Annotated in this window: 14 protein-coding genes; 10 read left to right on the top strand and 4 right to left on the bottom strand. The window is 52.5% G+C overall.

What is annotated here, in order from left to right; all coding sequences use genetic code 11:
* Nucleotides 1-4 precede the first annotated feature (4 nt).
* From X474_RS09005 to X474_RS08990, 4 genes are all read left to right on the top strand, one after another.
* A complete protein-coding gene (locus X474_RS09005) occupies nt 5-1,774 on the top strand; it encodes an ABC transporter ATP-binding protein (RefSeq protein WP_052515036.1) in 1,770 nt (589 codons plus the stop codon).
* Nucleotides 1,767-3,506: an ABC transporter ATP-binding protein gene (locus X474_RS09000; protein WP_044348244.1), complete on the top strand. Its 1,740-nt coding sequence runs from the start codon at nt 1,767-1,769 to the stop codon at nt 3,504-3,506. Before X474_RS09005 ends, X474_RS09000 begins: the two co-directional genes overlap by 8 nt.
* Nucleotides 3,499-4,764, top strand: coding sequence for an MFS transporter (locus X474_RS08995; protein WP_044348242.1), 1,266 nt, complete (start codon nt 3,499-3,501; stop codon nt 4,762-4,764). Before X474_RS09000 ends, X474_RS08995 begins: the two co-directional genes overlap by 8 nt.
* A 209-nt stretch (nt 4,765-4,973) precedes the next feature.
* A complete protein-coding gene (locus X474_RS08990; RefSeq protein WP_044348240.1) occupies nt 4,974-6,746 on the top strand; it encodes a hypothetical protein in 1,773 nt (590 codons plus the stop codon).
* A 50-nt stretch (nt 6,747-6,796) separates the two neighbouring features.
* On the opposite strand, the gene X474_RS08985 is transcribed toward X474_RS08990, so the two are convergent.
* Together X474_RS08985 and X474_RS08980 are read right to left on the bottom strand one after the other, a co-directional pair.
* Nucleotides 6,797-7,381, bottom strand: a complete 585-nt coding sequence (locus X474_RS08985) for a flavodoxin family protein (RefSeq protein ID WP_044348238.1) — start codon at nt 7,379-7,381, stop codon at nt 6,797-6,799.
* 132 nt (nt 7,382-7,513) lie between these two features.
* Complete coding sequence (locus X474_RS08980; protein WP_044348236.1) at nt 7,514-8,458, bottom strand: hypothetical protein; 945 nt, start codon at nt 8,456-8,458, stop codon at nt 7,514-7,516.
* 278 nt (nt 8,459-8,736) lie between these two features.
* Here X474_RS08980 and X474_RS08975 point away from each other — a divergent pair, with 278 nt between their 5' ends.
* The 6 genes from X474_RS08975 to X474_RS08945 all read left to right on the top strand — a co-directional run bounded on the left by X474_RS08975 (nt 8,737) and on the right by X474_RS08945 (nt 17,876).
* Nucleotides 8,737-9,375, top strand: a complete 639-nt coding sequence (locus X474_RS08975) for a C39 family peptidase (RefSeq protein WP_044348235.1) — start codon at nt 8,737-8,739, stop codon at nt 9,373-9,375.
* A 741-nt stretch (nt 9,376-10,116) separates the two neighbouring features.
* Nucleotides 10,117-12,111 carry an aldehyde ferredoxin oxidoreductase N-terminal domain-containing protein gene (locus tag X474_RS08970; RefSeq protein ID WP_044348233.1) on the top strand — a complete coding sequence of 665 codons (1,995 nt, stop codon included), beginning with the start codon at nt 10,117-10,119 and terminating at the stop codon, nt 12,109-12,111.
* Nucleotides 12,112-12,128: 17 nt separating this feature from the next.
* The gene (locus X474_RS08965; RefSeq protein WP_044348231.1) at nt 12,129-12,665 is read left to right on the top strand and encodes a 4Fe-4S dicluster domain-containing protein; all 537 of its coding nucleotides are present in this window, start codon (nt 12,129-12,131) and stop codon (nt 12,663-12,665) included.
* 35 nt (nt 12,666-12,700) lie between these two features.
* Entirely contained in the window at nt 12,701-13,879 is a 1,179-nt protein-coding gene (locus X474_RS08960) for a (Fe-S)-binding protein (RefSeq protein WP_044348230.1), read from the top strand.
* 43 nt (nt 13,880-13,922) lie between these two features.
* Nucleotides 13,923-16,994 carry a CoB--CoM heterodisulfide reductase iron-sulfur subunit A family protein gene (locus X474_RS08950; protein ID WP_156360704.1) on the top strand — a complete coding sequence of 1,024 codons (3,072 nt, stop codon included), beginning with the start codon at nt 13,923-13,925 and terminating at the stop codon, nt 16,992-16,994.
* A gap of 45 nt (nt 16,995-17,039) precedes the next feature.
* Nucleotides 17,040-17,876, top strand: a complete 837-nt coding sequence (locus tag X474_RS08945) for a hydrogenase iron-sulfur subunit (RefSeq protein WP_082464251.1) — start codon at nt 17,040-17,042, stop codon at nt 17,874-17,876.
* A 145-nt stretch (nt 17,877-18,021) separates the two neighbouring features.
* On the opposite strand, the gene X474_RS08940 is transcribed toward X474_RS08945, so the two are convergent.
* Together X474_RS08940 and X474_RS08935 are read right to left on the bottom strand one after the other, a co-directional pair.
* Nucleotides 18,022-18,780 carry a WecB/TagA/CpsF family glycosyltransferase gene (locus X474_RS08940; RefSeq protein ID WP_082464250.1) on the bottom strand — a complete coding sequence of 253 codons (759 nt, stop codon included), beginning with the start codon at nt 18,778-18,780 and terminating at the stop codon, nt 18,022-18,024.
* Nucleotides 18,781-18,783: 3 nt separating this feature from the next.
* On the bottom strand, nt 18,784-19,542 hold the full coding sequence (locus X474_RS08935; protein ID WP_082464268.1) for a sugar transferase: 759 nt from the start codon (nt 19,540-19,542) through the stop codon (nt 18,784-18,786).
* Nucleotides 19,543-19,749 lie beyond the last annotated feature (207 nt).

Here is a 19,749-nt window from a genome sequence, read left to right as displayed (position 1 = left end):
CCAAATGCTTATAGGTGACCATCTCAAGACCTTTGGTTGGGTTTTGGCTCAATCCAAAGGCAGCCGCAGTAAATTGTTCTGGTCTGCTTTTTTTGCCGGTGTAAGCGCAATCCTCGGCGTTGCACCCATGGTGTGCGTTTATTTTTTGGCTGCGGACTTTCTGGGTGTAGGGGAAATCGAGCCGGAGAGGGTGTGGGGCCTCATGGCCGTGGCCGTGGCCTCGGTTGTACTTCGTTTTGCCCTTTATTTCGCGGCCATGGCCTGCTCCCACATCTGCGCCTTTAATGTGATTTATGATCTGCGCGCAAGCATTGCCACTCGCCTTGCCGCCCTTCCCTTGGGTTTTTTTGAACAGAGATCTTCCGGGGAAATAGAAAAGATCATGACCGAGGATGTGGAAAATATAGAGCTTTTCATAGCCCATTATTTTCCGGATTCAGTTGCGGCAATGGCTTTGCCCTTGATAACGGCCCTGCTTCTTTTCTGGGTGGATATACCCTTGACCCTGGCTTCACTTGCCCCTCTCCCCTTGGCCTTTTTGATGCATTTGGGCATGAAAAGGGTGTATCGGAAAAATGTGGGGGCTTTTCACAAAAACGTTGAGGCCCTGAACAACGCCATAGTGGAATATGTAAGGGGCATGCCGGTGGTAAAGGCCTTTAATCAAACAGCCGAATCCTTCAGCCGCTACAAAAGGGCCCTTAAACGGCATACCGGGATTGCCGAGGAGTGGAGTTCCAAAGCCTCTGGTTTTACATCTTTTTTTTGGGTGTCTCTTGACCTTGGCCTGCTGGTCATCCTGCCGGTGGGATTTTTACTGCTGAAAAGCGGGGGGCTCTCACCTGCGGGATTTGTTTTATTCATGCTTTTGGGTCCCGGAATTATGGAGCCTTTGGGCAGGCTTATTATGGTCGGAGGATTTCTTGACCGGATCTCCGAAGGTGTCTTGCGCATACAGACGATCTTTACGGCCAAGCCCTTAAACGATCCGCAAAACGGTTTTACCCCCAAAGGCCATTCCATTGAATTTAAAAATGTAACCTTTGCCTATGACCGGGAGCCTGTTTTGCGTGATGTCTCTTTTGCTTTAAAGGAGGGGACGCTTAACGGGTTTGTGGGGCCGTCCGGGGCGGGTAAGTCCACCGCAGCCCGGTTGATTCCCCGGTTCTGGGATATTTCCCAGGGCCAGATTTTGATTGAGGGCCTGGATATAAAGCAGATTCCCGGCCGGGAGCTAATGAACAAAATAGGCTTTGTTTTTCAGGATGTGTATCTGATCAATGACACGGTGGCGGAAAACATCCGCATGGGGAATCAATCCGCCACTGATGACGAGGTGCTGGCGGCAGCCCAAAGTGCCCGGGCTCATGGATTCATTTCCGAGTTGCCCCGGGGCTATCAAACCGTGGTGGGGGAGGGCGGCGCCTATCTCAGTGGTGGAGAGAAACAGCGCATCAGTATTGCCAGGGCCTTTTTAAAAAACGCCCCCATTCTGATCCTCGATGAAGCCACCGCCTTTACAGATCCTTTGAATGAAAACCGCATCCACGAAGCATTGAACCGGCTGATGCAGAACAGGACTGTCATCATGGTGGCTCACAGGCTGCCCACGGTCATGCACGCGGATCAGCTTTTACTTTTTGAAGGAGGGAAAATAAAGGCCAGGGGAACCCACCAGGAAATGTTGCAAGACACACTCTACTCCAAATTGTGGAACAATTGCTCCTTGGCTTGCGATTGGAAACTGGCGGTGGGGGAGGCTATTGATGCTTAAAACTATTAAAAATATTTGCGGCCAGGATATTGGTTACCTTAAAAGCCCATTAGTTTATTCGGTTGTGGAAGGGGCTTTGCTGGCAGCACCCTATATTGTTCTGGCCTTTTTGTTGCCCGGCCTTTTGCTGGCCGGACAACCGGATAATGAGTTCTGGGTCTCCTATGGCCTTATAGCCTTGTTTTTTGCTCTGCGCATTTTTGTCACCAGAAAAAGTTACAGTGGCGGCATGCAGGCAGGCTACAGGGCCGGGGCAGCCATAAGGCTTAACATGGGGGAACACTTGCGTAAGCTGCCCATGGGTTTTTTCAGCCAAAGGGATACCGGGGAGCTGGTCAATCGCCTGTTTCAGAATGTGGGCATGGTGGAAATGATGATCGGCCACTTCATGTCCCAGGCGGTCAGTAATCTGGCGGCTCCCCTGGCGCTTTTGGCCTTTCTTTTGATTACAGCCCCTTTCTTAAGCGGAGTGATGCTTCTGACGCTTGTAGCGGCGTTCCCGCTTTTCTACGTTTTGATAAAAATGGTTGATAAGGACTGCGATAAGCGGGTGCAGATGCTGGATGTGGCGAACTCCAGGATTTTGGAATACTTGCACGGCATTACGGTCTTCAAGGCCTTTAACCAAACCGGCATGGGTTTTACAAGGCTCGCCAGGGCGTTGGCTGAATTGAGAGACTTCAGCATCAGGTTTGAGCTTAAGTCCTTTGCCGCCTCGCTGGTCTACAGCGCTGTTTTGGAAATGGGTTTTGTGGTCCTGATCTATGCAGGCTGGCAAATGATTGCCGGGGGCATGATGGAGCCTTACGGCCTTTTGATTTTTTTGATCCTGGCCCTGCGCTTTTACCGCCCATTACACCGATTTGCCGAGAACGCCGCCCTTACCAGGGGCAGCTTTTCAGGGGCCAAGGCCATCCATCAGGTTTTTGAGGAAAAAGAGATACCGGCCCCTGAGAAGAGGCCCGTGGAGCTTTCCAACTTTGAGATCCGTTTTGATCGGGTGTCTTTTGGCTACAAAGGCAAAAAGGTGCTGCATGATTTCTCCTTCGTGGCCCCGGAAAAGACCATGACTGCCCTGGTGGGGCCCTCCGGTTCAGGTAAAAGCACTGTAACCAAGCTTATCGCCCGCTTCTGGGACGTGGACCAGGGAGCTGTAAAAATCGGGGGGGTGGATGCCCGGGACCTGCCCCCAGAGATTTTGTTGGGCAACATGAGCATGGTCTTTCAGGATGTTTATCTGTTTAACGACACCATTTTGAACAACATCAGAATCGGAAACCCCGAGGCTTCTCTGGAAGAGGTGCGAAAAGTGGCCCGCGAGGCTCTTTGTCATGACTTTATCGAGGCGTTTCCCAAGGGCTACCAGACTGTTATCGGTGAAGGCGGTGCAACCCTGTCCGGCGGAGAAAAACAACGCATCGCCATTGCCCGCGCCATGTTGAAAAACGCCCCCATTGTGCTTTTGGACGAAGCTACCGCCAGCCTTGATCCGGAAAACGACCGTTTGATTCAAAAAGCGGTTGAACGCCTGGTTAAGTCAAAAAACCTTATTGTTATTGCTCACAGGCTCCACACCATTGTTAAAGCCGGACAGATTATTGTGCTTGAAGACGGCCGGATTACTCAAAAGGGTGATCATGAGGAGCTTATTAAGCAAAACGGGTGGTATGCGCAGATGTGGCAGGAGCAAAAAAGCCGGGTGGCCCTTAGACCGAAGAGGAACCATGCGTAATCGTTTTGACAGAAGGTACCTGGTTTTGGCTTTGCTTTTCATGGTCAAAACCCTGCCTCAGATATTTTTTCTGATGACCGTGCCGGTTATTCTACGGCTGGAAGGCCATCCCCTTGAGTTGATCGGACTGGTTCAGTTGGCCAGTGTGCCCTATCTTTTAAAATTTTTGTGGGCGCCTCTGCTTGACCGGGGAGGCGGCAATGAAAACCATTATAAAAAATGGGTGCTGGGTTCCGGTCTGATTTATGGCCTTTTGATAATGGCAATGGGTGTATTGGATATTGAGAATCAGTTGACGGAACTTATCAGCTTGGTGATTGTGATATCTTTTATCTCCTCCACCCAGGATATAGCCATTAATGCCCTTTATATCAGGCTGTTGACCTATGAGGAAAGGGGGCTTGGCTCCAGCAGCAAGGTCTTTGCCCTTAACCTGGCCACACTTTTGGGCAGTGGTCTTTTTCTGCTGCTCTATAACCATGCCGGTTGGGTTGCCGCCTCGGTCTCCATGGGAACCGTAGTTCTTTTGGCCTTGCCCTGTCTGGTTTTCCTGAAAGAGCCGTCTGGGCAAAAAAACGAAGCGGACAAGGGGATCCAGTGGACTGCATTTTTAAGCTTTTTCAAGGGCAGAGGCATGATCAAATGGTTCAGCCTGATGGTGTTGAATTCGGTCAGCACGGCAGCGATCTTCTTTATGATCAAGCCTTTTTTAGTCGACTATGGCATAGACCCCGACAGCATAGCCTTTTTGGTGGGCTTTTACGGCATGACTATTGCCGCCCTGGTGGCCATGGCCTGCAGTGGAAAAACCTTCCAAAGATTTCTTTTGCACCGCAGAAGGGCCTATATCATGTGCGCGGCGCTGCATGTGGCTGCCGTGGGCCTGTTTATCCCGGTTTCCCTGAGACACGATCTTATCTGGTTGCTTTATGTGGCGGTTGCCTTTCTCAATATCACCATCACCATTTCCTCGGTGGTTTCCGCAGCCCTTATAATGGATTTTTCCCGCAAGGGTTTTGAGGGAATTGATTATTCACTCCAGATGACCGGGCTGCATTTGGGCGGCATGTCCATGGCCGGTTTCAGCGGGGTGATTGTTGCCTTTACCGGTTATACCGCTTTTTTTTCAGCCCAAGGCCTGGTGGCGGCGGCCATGGTTTTAATTTCCATCACCCTTTTCAAGGGAAGATGGATTCCCGGCGATAATCTGGCTCCTGCAGAGGAGGCCGGAGTGGGAGTCAAACAAGGGTCATTTTGATGGCCTTTTAGATAAATCGATCATTACGCCTCATCCGGTTAATTGGGCTGGGGCGTAATGATTTGAAGCGCATGGTTGATTTTTGGTTTTTTCATTGCCGGATTATAGGTAGTATAACCCGTAGGAATACAAGGTTTACGGATGGGCCAATTGAAAGCCTGCCCCTTGTTTTTTAACACCTTTGGGCGCCAAAAGAAGCAGAGGGGAAAATGAAAAAACAGCCACTTTGCGTTCAGACAGTGGTTTGCCTTTTAGTGGTTTTCTTGTTAGCGCCTCCTGCCTTGGCCTGGTGGTCTCAGTTGAAGCCCAAAGGCAAACCCATTCACTCCATGCTGACCAGACTCTCCAGGGAAACTCTGCAAAAATACGGGCTTTGGTATGAACATGAAGCGAAAAAGGGCTCCAGTGACCCGGATGACAAAACTCACCTTCAGGCGGCGTTTACTCATCAACAGACCATGAAAAGGGCGCGCGATTCCATTTGCGCGGCCCTGAAGCCCTGGTTCAAGGGGAATAAAGAATGGGCTGCCAGGCGTTTGGTCAGGGGGTTCCATTATCTGCAGGATCGGGCAGATCCCACTGATCAGATAAAAGGTGGGCGTAGAATTCATGTACGGCAACTGGCCTATGAACTGCTCTCGCAAGAAGATCTGCACACCTATAACAGGGGACAGTGGAAGTGGTTGGTTCAAAGGTATCGGCGGGTAATGGAGAATATGAGCTACAGACAGGTAATGGAGCAGTCCGGAAAGTTTGCCGAGGATATCGGTAACAAAATAAATGAGTTGCATGAGCAGTTCAACTCAAGGCCCCAAGACCGGGACAGGCTGGTCAAAAACGAGCTTCTTAAAATGATGGCCTGCATCCAGGTCAGCCAGGACAGGCTGATCACCCTGTTTGCCGCGGAAAGGGCCAGGCAGGCCCGGGGGGAGAGTGAGTTATGCGATCCCGTTGATGTTGATGCCCTTAAAAAGGATGGATATTCAAGGTGTCAACGCTACGCTGACACGGCTGTGGCCCAGCAGGAGCGCAATCTTGATCAACAGTGCGGCTATAGCGGCTCCCGCTGGAGTAAGAACCGCCAGGGGCACTTAAACTGGTGTAAAAACGTTTTGCCTGATGCCCCGGAAAAGCAGACCGAGCTACGGGAAAACAGTCTGAAAACCTGCGCCGAGAATAACGCCCGTTGTAGGCCGTATGCGAAAAAATCGGTTTCCCAGCAGGAGCGCAATCTTGACCTGAAGTGCGGGTATACGGGCAGGTCCTGGAGTAAAAATTATGATGGACATTTCAGGTGGTGCCGGTCTGCTCCTGTCGAATTCTCTGCCAACTGGATCAAAAAGCGGGACGATTTGCTCACAACCTGTGCCGAAAAGAATGCCCGATGCAAGCCCTACGCTGAAAAGGCGGTTTCACAACAGGAAAGAAACCTCAGTCAGAAATGCGGCTATACCGGCGGGGCCTGGAGTAAGGGATACCGGGGTCACTTCAATTGGTGCTGGAGCGTTTCTGCTGAAGCTCCGGGCAGGCAGAGCGAGATGCGGGAAGAGCAGCTAAGGATCTGCGCCGAGAAAAACGCCCGCTGCAAGCCCTATGCTGAAAAGGCGGTCTCTCAGCAGGAAAGAAACCTCAGTCAGAAATGCGGCTATACCGGGGGGGCCTGGAGTAAGGGATACCAGGGTCACTTCAATTGGTGCTGGAGCGTTTCTGCTGAAGCCCCGGGCAGGCAGACCGAGATGCGCGAAAAGCAGCTCAAGACCTGCGCAGATAAGAACGCCCGCTGCAAGCCCTATGCAAGTACGGCTGTCAGTCAGCAGCGCCGTAATTTAAGCCAAAAGTGCGGCTACACCGGTGGCGCCTGGAGCATAAACTATGATGGGCATTTCAATTGGTGTTGGGGCGTTTCACAAAAGTCTTCCGATGGGCAGACAGAATATCGGAATCGGGTTTTAAAGGAGTGTGCCGAAAGAAAAAATAAATAAAGTTTTTTTATTTGGAAAAGGCTGCAAGGCTGCGAATAGGAAAGATGTTTTTAGAAGCGGTTTAATTTCTCCCCCATGCGCCGGGCCTTGGCCAGGTGTTTTTCAGAAGCGCCGGGCCTGTTCTTGGTGCCGGGCTGGGCCAGTCTGCCAATGGTTTTAAATCCCGACCACTTCAGCACCTCATGCACGGCAGCCAACGCCCCCCTGCTTTCAGCGAAGATCCAGTTAAAAGGCCATGGCGTGGTGCAGGCGGTGACCACCACCGCTGGTTTGCCCTTATGTTTCGGTAGGGGGGTTCCGGAAGGTTTTTCTCCCATAAGGGCCGGGACATTGCGATCGAAAATCAATTTGAGCTGGGCGCTCATATTGCCCCAATAAGTCGGCGTGCCTATGATAAGACCCTCTGCCCGGCGCAGTTTTTGACCCATTACATGCCCGTCGTCAGCCGGAAGGACGCAAATCCCGTTTGGGTCCCGGCGGCATTTCATGCAGCCAAGGCAAGGCCGGATATTCAGTTTGCCCGCATCTATCCATTCAATATCCGCATTTTGGGAAAGCCCTTCAGTGACTGCCTTGAGCAGGTTCGCAATAACGCCTTTGGGGTGAGGGCTGCCGTTAATTACCAGTATGCGCATTTTATGGTTCTTTCTGTGCGGTAAGTAGGGCGCAATGTTTCTTAAAAAGTTTGTAAAGGTGAATGCCGCCCTATTATAGCATATGGACTTTTAAGTTGAATAAGAGGCACACGGCAGGGTGGACTTTTCAGGTTATTTGAAAAACACCGATTTTTTCAGAAAATCCACCTCATGGGGAGTCAGGATCGCTTCCGGTGGTTGGGTGTTTTCCATGATGGATTTTTGGCAGTTGGGATTAGGTGTGGGGGCGCTGCAACTATGCCCCAGGCCAAAGGTGTGCCCCAGTTCATGTCCCACGGCATAGCACACCCCTTTTTGATCCTTGGTGAGTCTGCCGGAAGCGGGCACCGCAAGGCTGGCCGCATAGGGTGGTATTACGGCAAAGTCTCCCTGGGAGGCCGCGCCCATCCACATTTCAGGGCTGTTGCCGGTGAAAAGAGTGATAACCACCTTGATTCTTCCCTGAGGCAAGGGCAGGTTGGCCCGGTATTCGGCGATTGCCTTGTAAATGAAATCAAATCGGCGGGCATTATCCAGGCTGGCCCGGCAAAGGCCTTTCCAATAGGCGGCGTTTCCTTTCACCGGCAGCACCAGGGGCTCAAGTAATCTGAAATTTTTGCCTGCCCTTCGGCCATACCAGGTGTGCACCCTCTTTAAGACCGAGCTGAAACGCCCGGCTCCCCGCCGCACTCCCTGTATCTGGCCAAAATGATCTGAACTGACGAGCATTACCGGCAAAACCGCCTGGCCCAGGCTGCTCCAGGGAATGGCCCGCCAGTCGTATTTATGAACCCCAACCGCCCCCACAATCCATCCCCGGCCATATTGGCGCATTACCGCGCCCCTTAAATCCAGGGGTAAAATTCTGCCCTGAACTTTGGCTTTCCAGGCATACAGATGATTTCCGGTTTCCACCAGGACTGCGGCCGGGCCATATTGCTCCCGTACAGCTCTGGCCATATCCAGGGGGGCGTAACGGGCATGGCCGGTGAACGGTTTCAGAAAAACGGGCAAAAGATAAAGGACAAGAAAAGCCAAGGAAACTATGATCTTTTTACTGATAGAAGGGCGAGGCACTTTGAGCTCCTTGGCAGCCTTTCGGGGAGGGAGGAGTTGAGTGGAAAAGAAAGAACACCTGATGGATTGGTGTGGAAAGGCAACAAAACAATTTAAAGGCGAATTACGCTTCAGGACAGGCTGCTTCCTTTAAATTATCCCATGCCGTTACTTGTGGCGACAAGATGGCTATAGAAAAATTTGTTGTTATTTAAGATGTTTTGCTGGTTGGGGATGTGGGATAATTAATAACGAACCAGATGGTTCACGGCTTTCGGTCAATCAGAAGGATCGCCCCCATGTCCGCCCCTGCCCATAGCATATCCTTGAAAATTGGTGTGTTGGTTTTTTCCCTATTAACCTTAGTCTTTCCCCTACAGCTTAGCCTGGCAGGCCTTCTTAAGCCGGTTAAGGCGGAGGTGCCTTTTGTGCGCCAGCAGACTGCATTATGGTGTTGGCTGGCTGTGGCAGAGATGGCCCTGCGCTACAAAAAGGGCGCTTCCCTGCCTCAATGCCGTTTGGCGGACCTGGCTTTTAGAATGACCCCGGGCGCCTGCTGTAAGCCTGGTAAATGCCAGAAGGGAGCCAGCCTTACCGTGGTCCACGCCCTTTTGGCGTATATGGGGGTGAAGTCCCGACCCCAGGGGCCGGAAATCTCTTCTGATGAGGTCTACAGACTGTTAAAACAGGGGAGAATTTTTATTGTGCGTCTGGTGCGCCGCGACAGGGGGCCGATCCGTGTTGGCCCCAAGTCCGTGGGGCATGTGGTGGTGTTAAGGGGCATGCGCTTTGTCCCTGCCCCGCCGGGCAGCCCCCTGGCCAGGCAAAACAAGGCCTTGCCCTTGGTGTTGATCAATGATCCCAGTTTCCTCAGCCCCATTGAGGTGCCCTTTCCGGACGTGATTTCAAACTGGGAAGGCATGCTGGTTATCCAGTAGGGGGGGGTGGGAATCGTGTGGGAGACTTTATTTGAATCCTGTTAAAAAATACTCCCTGCCCTTGGATTAAGGCCAAATTCCAACTCTTATGTCTCTATCTCCTAACTTTAACCCCCCAGACAGGGCTTCGTCTGGGGCCATATCTTCGCTCCTTTGGCTCCCTTGAATTCTGCTCCCATCCCGGAGGAGGTTTGGTTCTTTTTTTATCTTGTCTTTTTTGCGTCTTCTATTCTATTTCTTCTTTAATTTAAATATGTTGTTTTGTTTGATGTCGGTTTGAAAAAGTGCAATTTTGCGACCTGTGGCCCGAGGCGGATTGGGGGGGAGACAGGCAAAGCCGGGGTGGGTGATCCGGGGAGAATTGGTTTGACAAATAGTTATAATATGGCTACAATGTAACTGTATTTTTAAAAGTGCTTGTTTTTATTAGATAAATTCTTGTTCCAACTAATTGAGAACCAATGCTTCATCCTTGGGAAGACAACACTGCCCAAAGGCCCCTTACAAGGACATTAATGATAAAAGAACCAGCTAAAAAGGGGGTGAAACCAAACTCTTGCGGAAAAAGCCTAGGAAACAGCATGTTTTTTTAGGCCTTAGCAGACGTAGTTTGAGCGCTTTTCCGGAAAGGATCTGTGGATAATTCACAGACCGGGTTTTTAAAAAGGTATTCGCGGCGAGGCTTCGGCAGGGAAGCCGGAAAAGCCGCAGGACGGATATGCCACTTCCGTGAGGTAAAAAATGAGATACGCAGAGACAGGCTACAATTTAGAGATTGATTTAACCAAGGGGAGTGTTGACAGGGTGGAGACCGACCCCACGGAAACCGAGCTCTATCTTGGCGGCCTGGGCACCAACGCCAAACTGATTTGGGACCGGGTGCCGCCGGAGGTGGAGCCCTTTTCCGAGGACAATCTTCTGATTTTCAGCGCCGGCCTGCTCTGCGGCACCCCTGCCACCGGCTGTAACAGGACCATAGTAACCACCATCTCTCCCCAGACCCGTTTGATGGCCTTTTCCATGATGGGCGGTTTTTGGGCTCCTGAGCTCAAGTACGCGGGTTACGACAAGGTGGTCATTCGGGGCCAGTCTCCCGACCTGGTTTATCTGTGGATAAATAACGACAAGGTGGAGATAAGGGATGCCTCCCATTTAAAGGGCAAGGGTGCGGTTGAGACAGAGGCCCTGATCAAAAAGGAACTCAACGAACCCAGGGCCCAGGTGGCGGCGATTGGGCTGGCCGGTGAAAACCGGGTGTTTTTCGCCTCCATTGAACAGGGCAGGTCCAGCGCCAGTAGGGGCGGAATCGGCGCGGTGATGGGGGATAAAGGGCTAAAGGCCATAGCGGTTCGCGGGACCAGGGATGTAAACGTGGCTCAGCCTGCCGAGTATATTCAGCTCTGTAACGAGGTGATGGAATATATTCAGCATCGTAACGAAAACCCCATACCGGGGGTCATGCCGATCCTGGCAGGGTTGGGTTCTCCCCAGGAGATGAAGGTCCACGACGAAAAGTGGCATACGGAAAACTTTTCCTGGGGCAACTCGCGCCTGCGCAGAAAGGATTTCTGGAACGAGGAGATCGCCAAGGAATGGACCGAGACCCTGGAGACCATGCGCAGGCGGCTGATAAGCTGTTACAACTGTCCCATGACCTGTGGGGCCACCATTTCTCCTCCGGGCAAACCCACCTATATGATGAAATGCTTCTCCAAGCTCACCTATACCATGGCCGCCATGAGCGATCTTGAGTTTGGTCTCGGCATTGCCCAGAGCGCCACCGAATATGGGGTGGACGGCTTCTCCACTCCCCAGGTCATGGCCTTTGCCTTGGAACTGTTGGAGGCGGGAATTCTGACAGACGATGATTTCCCGGGCATGCCCGAGGACAATGAAGGCAGGTTCTATTGGCTTTTGGAACACATAGTGAACCGGGAGGGCATAGGCGACCTGCTGGCCAACGGCACCTATTGGGCGGCCAAGGAGATAGGAAAGGGCGCAGAGGAATACGCCCACAACAACATTAAGAAGCACGAGCAGCTGCCGCTTAAACTCTCCATGCTGAATCCCATTTATTTTGTGATGTATGCCACCGGCGAGAAGATCAATATCACCCAGATTGAAGGCCAGTTTCCCCAGGCCCCCTTCCCCAAAAGGGAGCATAGGGAGGCCTTTGTAGAGGATTGGTTCCAGGTCCCGGATGAAAAGTTCAAACAATATTTCCTGGACTGGGAGCCCAGGGGCGAAAACTCCATGCCGTTTTACCCCACCCCGAAGATGGTCAGCGATATTGTGGACTGGCAGGAAAAGATGCACTACATAGACGACGCCCTGGGCATGTGCGCCGGTCTGTCTTCCTTCCCCTTGAAACCGCCTTACCACATTCATAATTATCCCAAGTTCATCTCGGCCGGTGCGGGCATAGAGATGGATGAGGAAAAGCTCACCAAGGCGATAAAGCGCTATCGGACTTTGGTCCGGGCCAACAACACCCGAAGGGGCATGAGCAGAAAAGACGAAAAGCCTCCCCAGAACCATTGGAAGAAAAGGTTCCCGGAACTGGAGCAGGAGCTTCTGGATACCTATTACGCCTTTAAGGGCTGGAATAAAGACGGCATCCCCACCAAGGAGACTCTTCAAGACCTTGGCCTGGATTATGTGTATGAGGATTTTGTCAAGCGGGGAGTTTTAAGGGAACAGGAAGACACCCCGTCTGAAAAGGCCTCTGGGGAATAAAAAAGGAGCATGACGCCGTGGCGGCTGAGAAAAAGAAAAAAGTCATAAAGACCATCGTAATAGATGCTGACAAATGCAATGGTTGTCGGGCCTGCGAGGTGATCTGCTCCGCTTTTCACGCCCAGCCCAAATACAGCGGCAACAACCCGGCCAGGTCCCGCATCAGGGTTATAAGAGATCCCTTGAGCGATATTTACGTGCCTGTATATGCCGGAGAATACACTCCGGCCGAATGCATGGGCAGGGATAAGTACATCCTGGACGGCAAGGAATATGATGAATGCGCCTTTTGCCGGGCCGCCTGTCCCTCGAGGGATCTGTTCAAGGAGCCGGATTCGGGCTTGCCGCTTAAGTGCGATATGTGCGAGGGCGAAGACGAGCCCTTGTGCGTCAAGTGGTGTCTGGTGGACGCCTTGACCTATGAGGAGCGGGAAGTGGAAGAGGAAGAGGAAGAGCCCAAAGAGGAACTCGATATCGGCCTGGAGTCCTTGGCTGATAAATACGGCCTGGACAAGATTGTAGACGCGGTTGCCCGGATGTCATCAAAGGAATGAAGTCTTTAGGCTAAAAAAAAGGGCGGGCTAAACTAGTGGAAAATATAGCTGATTACCAGGAAATTGTAGAGGTCATCAAGGAAAGTGGCGGCGACGCCTACAAAAGGTGTTTTCAATGCGGTCTATGCGATACGGTCTGCCCCTGGAACCGGGTGCGGGATTTCAGCATGCGCAAAATCGTGCGCCAGGCCACCTTTGGCATGACCGAGATCGAGAGTGAGGATATCTGGCGCTGCACCACCTGCGGCCGCTGTCCCCAGCGTTGCCCCAGGGATGTACAGCAGATCGAATCCGGGGTGGCGCTGCGTAAGATCGCAACCGAATATGGTGTCTTCCCCACCGCGGTCAAGCCCATCCGTTCCATCAGTGCGAGTCTGATCGGTGAGGGCAACCCCTTAAACGAAGAGCGCAAGAACCGGAAGAAGTGGACCGAGGGGCTTAATGTCCCAACCTTTGCCGAGGGTATGGATATCCTTTATTTTCCGGGCTGTTATCCCAGCTATGACCCCAGGTCAAAGAAGGTGGCCAGGGCTACGGCCTCTATCCTGAACAAGGCCGGGGTTGAATACGGCATCCTGGGCTCCAAGGAGAACTGCTGCGGCGAGTCCATCAGAAAGACCGGTGATGAAGAACTCTTCAAACGGCTGGCCAGGGAAAACATCAAGACCTTTGTGGACAACGGAGTGAAAAGAATCCTGGTCACCTCTCCCCATTGCCTGCACACTTTTAAGAATGAATACCCCCAGTTCATGGTGGATTTTGAAGTGATCCACATGACCGAGTTTTTGTTCGAGCTTATCCGGGAAGGCAGGCTCACCTTAAATGGCGAGTTCCCCAAAAAGGTGGCTTATCACGACCCCTGCTACCTGGGCAGGCACAACAATATCTACGACCAGCCCCGCGGAGTGTTGAAAGCAGTGCCCGGGCTGGAGCTTTTTGAGCTGCCGGACGCCTTTGAAGACAGCCTCTGCTGTGGCGGCGGCGGCGGCAGGATCTGGATGGAGACTCCCAAGGGCGAAAGGTTCTCGGATATCAGGCTGGAGCAGGCCATGGATGTGGGGGCGGATGTCCTGGTAACCGCCTGTCCTTATTGCATAACCAACTTCGAGGACAGCAGGCTGGCCGTGGCCGACAGCCGGGGCATAGACGAAGAAGACGAGAGCCTTATCCAGATCAAGGAGATCAGCGAGATAGTTCAGGAAGCCATCGAGTGATTAAAAATTCCTGATGGGATGTATACAAGTGGAAGCAAAGCACATGAGAGGCAGGCCGGTTATCAGTTCCACAAGCGTGGATTTTGGCGATGTGATGGTTGTCGGCGGAGGTATCAGCGGCATTCAAGCCTCGCTGGACCTGGCCGCAGCCGGGTTCAAGGTCTACCTGGTTGAAAAGGGCCCAAGCATCGGCGGCCACATGGCCCAGCTTGACAAGACGTTCCCCACTAACGATTGCAGTATGTGAATACTCTCACCCAAACTGGTCGAGGTCGGCCGGCATCCGAATATTGAGGTACTCACATATACTGAAATCGACGAAGTGGTGGGCGAAGCAGGTGGTTTTAATGTCACCCTGGTCAAGAAGCCGCGTTACATCATAGAAGACAAATGCACAGGCTGCGGGACCTGCGTGGAATATTGTCCGGTCGAGTACCCGGATCAGTACAACCAGGAAATCTCGGACAACAAGGCCGTACACATATTCTTTTCCCAGGCGGTCCCCCTGGTGGCTTATGTTGATGAAACCTGCCTTTACTTAAAGGAAAAGAAATGCCTGATCTGTGAGAGCGTGTGCCAGGCCGAGGCCATTGACTTCAGTCAGAAGCCTGAGAAGGTGGAGATCAACATAGGGGCCATAATCCTTTCGGTTGGTTTTGAGCCTTTTGATCCCAGTGTTAAGTATGAATACGGCTACGGTAGACTGGAAAACGTGGTCACCAGTATGGACTACGAGCGACTTCTGGCTGCCACAGGCCCCTATGAGGGCGAGATTCTGCGCGCCTCCGACAAAAAACACCCCCAAAAAATAGCCTGGATTCAGTGTATTGGCTCCAGAAGGGTGTCGGATGTGGACAACAGCTATTGCTCGGCGGTCTGTTGCACCTACACCCAAAAGCAGGTGATCCTGACCAAGGATCACAACGCCGATGCCGCCTGCACCATATTCCATAATGATATCCGGGCCTATGGCAAGGATTTTGAGCGTTATTTCCACCGGACCGATGACCTGGACCAGGTGCGCTTTATCAGGAGTTACGTCTCTGTGGTGCGGGAGACCCCGGACGAGAAAAACGTGGTTGTCAGATACGCCACCGCAGACCAAGGGGTCAAGGAAGAAGAATTCGACATGGTGGTCCTGTCGGTGGGGCTTAATCCGCCGACTGGAAACAAGGAAATCGCCGAGATGTTCGGCATTGAGCTGAATCATCACGGCTTTAACCAGACCAACCCGGCCAACCCCATGGAGACGGCCACGCCCGGCGTGTTTGTCAGCGGCGCATTTCAGGGGCCCATGGATATTCCGGAGAGTGTCTTCACGGCCAGCGGGGCAGGGGACCAGTGCGGTGAGATGTTGGACTACCGGCGCTGGAAACTCACCAGGGACAGGGTCTACCCCCCGGAAAAGGACGTATCCTCGGAAGAACCCAGGATTGGTGTCTTTGTCTGCCATTGCGGGGCCAATATTGGCCGGGTGGTGAATGTTCCCTCAACCGTGGAATACGCCCTGACCTTGCCGAATGTGGTCTACGCCCAGGAACAACTTTTTTCCTGCGCCACCAACTCGGCCAAGGAGATCACTGACACCATTAAGGAAAAGGGCCTTAACCGGGTGGTGGTGGCTGCCTGTTCGCCCAGAACCTTGGAACCCCTGTTCCGGGACACCCTGCGCGAGGCGGGTATTAACCAATACTATTACGAGATGGCCAATATCCGGGAACATTGCTCCTGGGTTCATTCCAAGGAAAAGGAGCTTGCCACGGAAAAGGCCAAGGATATCGTGCGCATGTCTTGCGCACGGGCCAATTTCCTTAGGCCTCTGCAAGAGATAGATCTGCCGGTCAATAAAAAGGCCCTGGTGGTCGGCGGCGGTATAGCCGGCATGACCTGCGCGCTATCCATTGCCAATCAGGGGCACGAGGTCTATCTCCTGGAAAAAGAGGCCCAGCTCGGCGGCATGGCCAGGAGGATACATTCCACTTTGGACGGCATGGATGTGGGAGCCTTTGTGGATGACCTGGTTAAAAAAGTCTACAAACACCTTTCCATTCATGTTTACACCAAGGCCGTCATAACCGAGGCCACGGGTTATGTGGGCAACTTTGTCACCAAGGTTGAGTCGGACAGGGGAAAGGCCAGGATAGAGCATGGAGCCAGTGTGGTGGCAACCGGGGTGGATGTCTATAAACCCACGGAATACCTCTATGGCGAGGACGAAAGGGTTCTGACTCACCTGGAGCTGGAGGAGAAGATCCACCAGGATGATGAAGACCTGCAGAAGGCCAAGACCCTGGTGATGATCCAGTGTGTGGGCTGCCGCAATGAGGAGAGGAATTACTGCTCCCGCATCTGCTGCGGCGAGTCGATTAAAAACGCCCTGGAGCTGAAAAAGAAAAAGCCGGAGATGGATATCTATATCCTGTATCGGGATATGCGCACCTATGGTTACATGGAGGACTACTATCGCGAGGCCTCTGAAATGGATATCAAGTTTGTGCGTTATGAACCCGAGGCTCCACCCCAGGTCAAGGCGACCACCTCTGAGGGCAGGGAGGTCTTGCAGGTGGGGCTCATGGACTACGTGCTGGGCATGGAGATAGCCATAGACGCCGACTATATAGCCCTGGCCGCGGCTGTTGTGGCCAGGGAAGACAACAAGGAGCTGGCTCAGAAGTTCAAGATCTCCCTGGGGCCGGATGACTTTTACAAAGAGGCGCACGTTAAGTTGCGGCCGGTGGACTTCGCCACTGAAGGCGTATATCTCTGCGGCACTGCCCATTATCCCAAGTACATACCCGAAACCATAAACCAGGCCTATGCAGCTGCCGGTCGTGCGTTGACCCTTTTGGGCCATGACATTGTCACGGTCTCCGGCTCGGTCTGCGAGGTGGAGGAGAATCGCTGCATGGGCTGCGGGGCCTGCATAGATGCTTGCACCTATGGGGCGATTGAGTTCCGTAAAACAAAAACAGGCAAAAAAGCCGTAGTGAATCCGGTTATCTGTAAAGGTGACGGCCTGTGCAACGCCAAGTGCCCCACAGGCGCCATCTATCTCAAGCACTTTACTGACGAAGAGCTTGTAAACCAGATAGACGCCGCGGTTTTTAAGGCATAAGGCTTTGAAGGCTTTTTCTAAACCCATAACACGAGGCGGTGACTGATGAGCGCGGGACGTAGGTTCAAGCCGAAGATATTAGGCTTTCTCTGCCATTGGTGAGCGTACGGCGCTGCAGATATGGCTGGAGTTTCCAGACTACAATATAAGAGTGAGATCAGGGTCATCCGCGTCATGTGTTCCGGTCGGGTGGATCTGGAGTTTATTCTCCGGGCCTTTTCCAATGGAATGGACGGGGTGTTTATCGGTGGCTGCCGCCTGGGCGAGTGCAACTATATAACCCACGGCAATTACCATGCTTTAAATACGGCCATGCTCGCAAAGAGGCTTTTGGAGCATATCGGCCTAGACCCGGACAGGCTGAGGATTGACTTCATGTCTGCCGGCGACGGTGGCCTTTACACCGAATTTGTGGATAGCTTTACCAGTCAGGTTAGTGAGTTGGGCCCTCTGGGAGAGAAAGAGGGGTTGGATGAGATTGAACTCAAGGCCAGGCTGGAGGCCGTGCGAAAGCTGATCCCCTATATCAAGGTGGCCAAGGGGAAAAAACTCGCCACCCAGTTCAGTAAAAGGGAAGAATACGACGAACTTTACACCAAAGAAGAGATAGATCAGCTCTTTGACGAGGTTGTCTCCTATTATATTGACCCGGAAAAATGTCAAGCCTGCGGCATGTGCCGCAAGCGCTGCCCGGTGGAGGCAATAGTCGGGGCCAAGAAGCAGGTGCATGTGATAGACCAGGACAAGTGCATCAAATGCGGAACCTGTTTTGAGGCCTGTCCCTCGAAATTCAGCGCAGTCACCAAAATATCAGGTAAACCGGCCCCTCCGCCCTTGCCTGAGGATCAAAGGGAAGTCATACCCCGGGCCAAGGCCGGTTAGCAGCCCACCGGTAAAAGGCTTTTGTAAGGGAAGACGCTCTTGAGAGGGGAATAGCCTTTTAAAGAAATTGGGAGATAGACTGCCTGTCGACGCTTTCAGGCCGACAGGCAGTTTTTTATGCCAACTATTTTAATTGCATGGTCTTTCAGGGGAATCTCTCCCGGCTTTGTCGCCACACCCGATGCAGAAATAGAAAATTGCCCAAAAGGTAGCGTCTCCATAAACGGCCGGGCTCTTGGAAAAGACGCCAAAGCCATTCAATGCCCAAGCCTCGCCAGGCCAGGGGAGCTCGGGGAACTTCTCCGGCCAGAAAATCAAACAACCCGCCGACAGCCAGCCCCAGCCCGGCTCCTGTTTCAGGAAGGTGTTCGGCCAGCCAAAGTTCCTGCTTGGGCGCTCCCATTGCCGCTAAAAGCACATCCACTTTATGTAAGGCAATGCGGGCCAGGATTTCTTGGGTTTGGTCCTCTGGGAAGTACCCGTGATGCCAGCCCGCTATCTCTATTTTGGGGTGGATTCCCCTTAAACATCGGGCGGCTTTTTCCGCCACACCGGGTCGGGCTCCTAAAAGATAGACTTTAACTCTCTGGCTTGGGAGTTCCTTGAACAGCCAGGGGATTAGATCGGTGCCGTTTAAGTTTTCCCGAACAGGATTTTTTAGTATAAGACCGGCCAGGGCCAGGCCTGAGCCGTCAGCCAGAACCAAGTCTGCCTGGGCAAGGGCGCGGCGATAGGCCGGGTTGGCGCAGGCCTGGTTGGCATAGTGAGCGTTCAGGAAACACACCAGGCCTGGTTGGGGCCGGTCAAGTAGTTTACGGATTTGCCCAAGGGCCTCTTCTTTAGTCAGATTGTTCAGCCTGATCCCCAGGATTGAGGTTTGCCCGCTTTGGGTGGTTAAGACCATTCTTCAATAGGCCCCCTTGCCCAAAAGCACCGCAGGTACGGTTTTTACGAGAAGCCTTATATCCAACCACAGGCTTTGGCTTTCAATGTATTGCAGATCCAGTTTCACCTGTTTGGGAAAGGGGATGTCCCCTCTGCCCTCCACCTGCCAGATGCAGGTGAGCCCGGGGAGAACATCAAGGCGTCTGCGGTCGCTGAGGCTGTATCTCGCCACCTCACTGGGCAAAGGCGGGCGGGGGCCGACTAAAGACATCTGCCCCAGCAATACGCACCAGAGCTGGGGGAGTTCGTCTATGGAAAATTTTCTGATTATTTTTCCCACCGGCGTTACCCGCGGATCGTGTTTTGATTTAAAGGTTATGCTGAAGTTTTCATCGTTTTGTTCGTTTTTTTGATCGTGAATACGGTCTGCATTAACCGCCATTGACCTGAATTTGGGAAAGCTGAATTCCCTTCCATGTAATCCCACCCTGGTCTGCAAGTATAATACCGGTCCCTTGTCGTATGCCTTGACGGCTATCGCCACCAGGAACATAAGCGGAGAAAAGGCCAACATGCTCAAGCCTGCACCTATGATGTCCAGAGCCCGTTTCAATAGCCTGGAGCTATTGGTTACGGTGATCCAGGCGTACTTTTTCCATAGATAGCGGCGTTGATTGGCCGGACCCTTGCCCGCATAGCGCCTGGCCAACTCCTCAATCATTTCCAGGCGGGTTTTGGCGTTGGGGCCTTGCGGGGTCTCTGCACGATTAACCTGCTGCATTGCCTTGGCCTTTTCAAGCGCAAATCCTGGGCGGGTGCTTTTTTCCGGGAAGTGCTTTTTCTTTGGTAAAAGGGACTGTGAAGTTGTTTTAGTAAGCAATGTGTTTTTTTGAAAGATGTCGGTGAGCATTCACAGTCTGGTTTATGTGAAAAAGGGTTATTACCTTTTTGCCGGTCGGATTTCTCACTTGCCTCTTGGATATAGCAA

Source organism: Dethiosulfatarculus sandiegensis (genome assembly GCF_000931935.2).
Lineage (GTDB): Bacteria > Desulfobacterota > Desulfarculia > Desulfarculales > Desulfarculaceae > Dethiosulfatarculus > Dethiosulfatarculus sandiegensis.
Note: the sequence above shows the minus strand (reverse complement) of the source record. Positions and strands in the feature narration are given on the sequence as shown.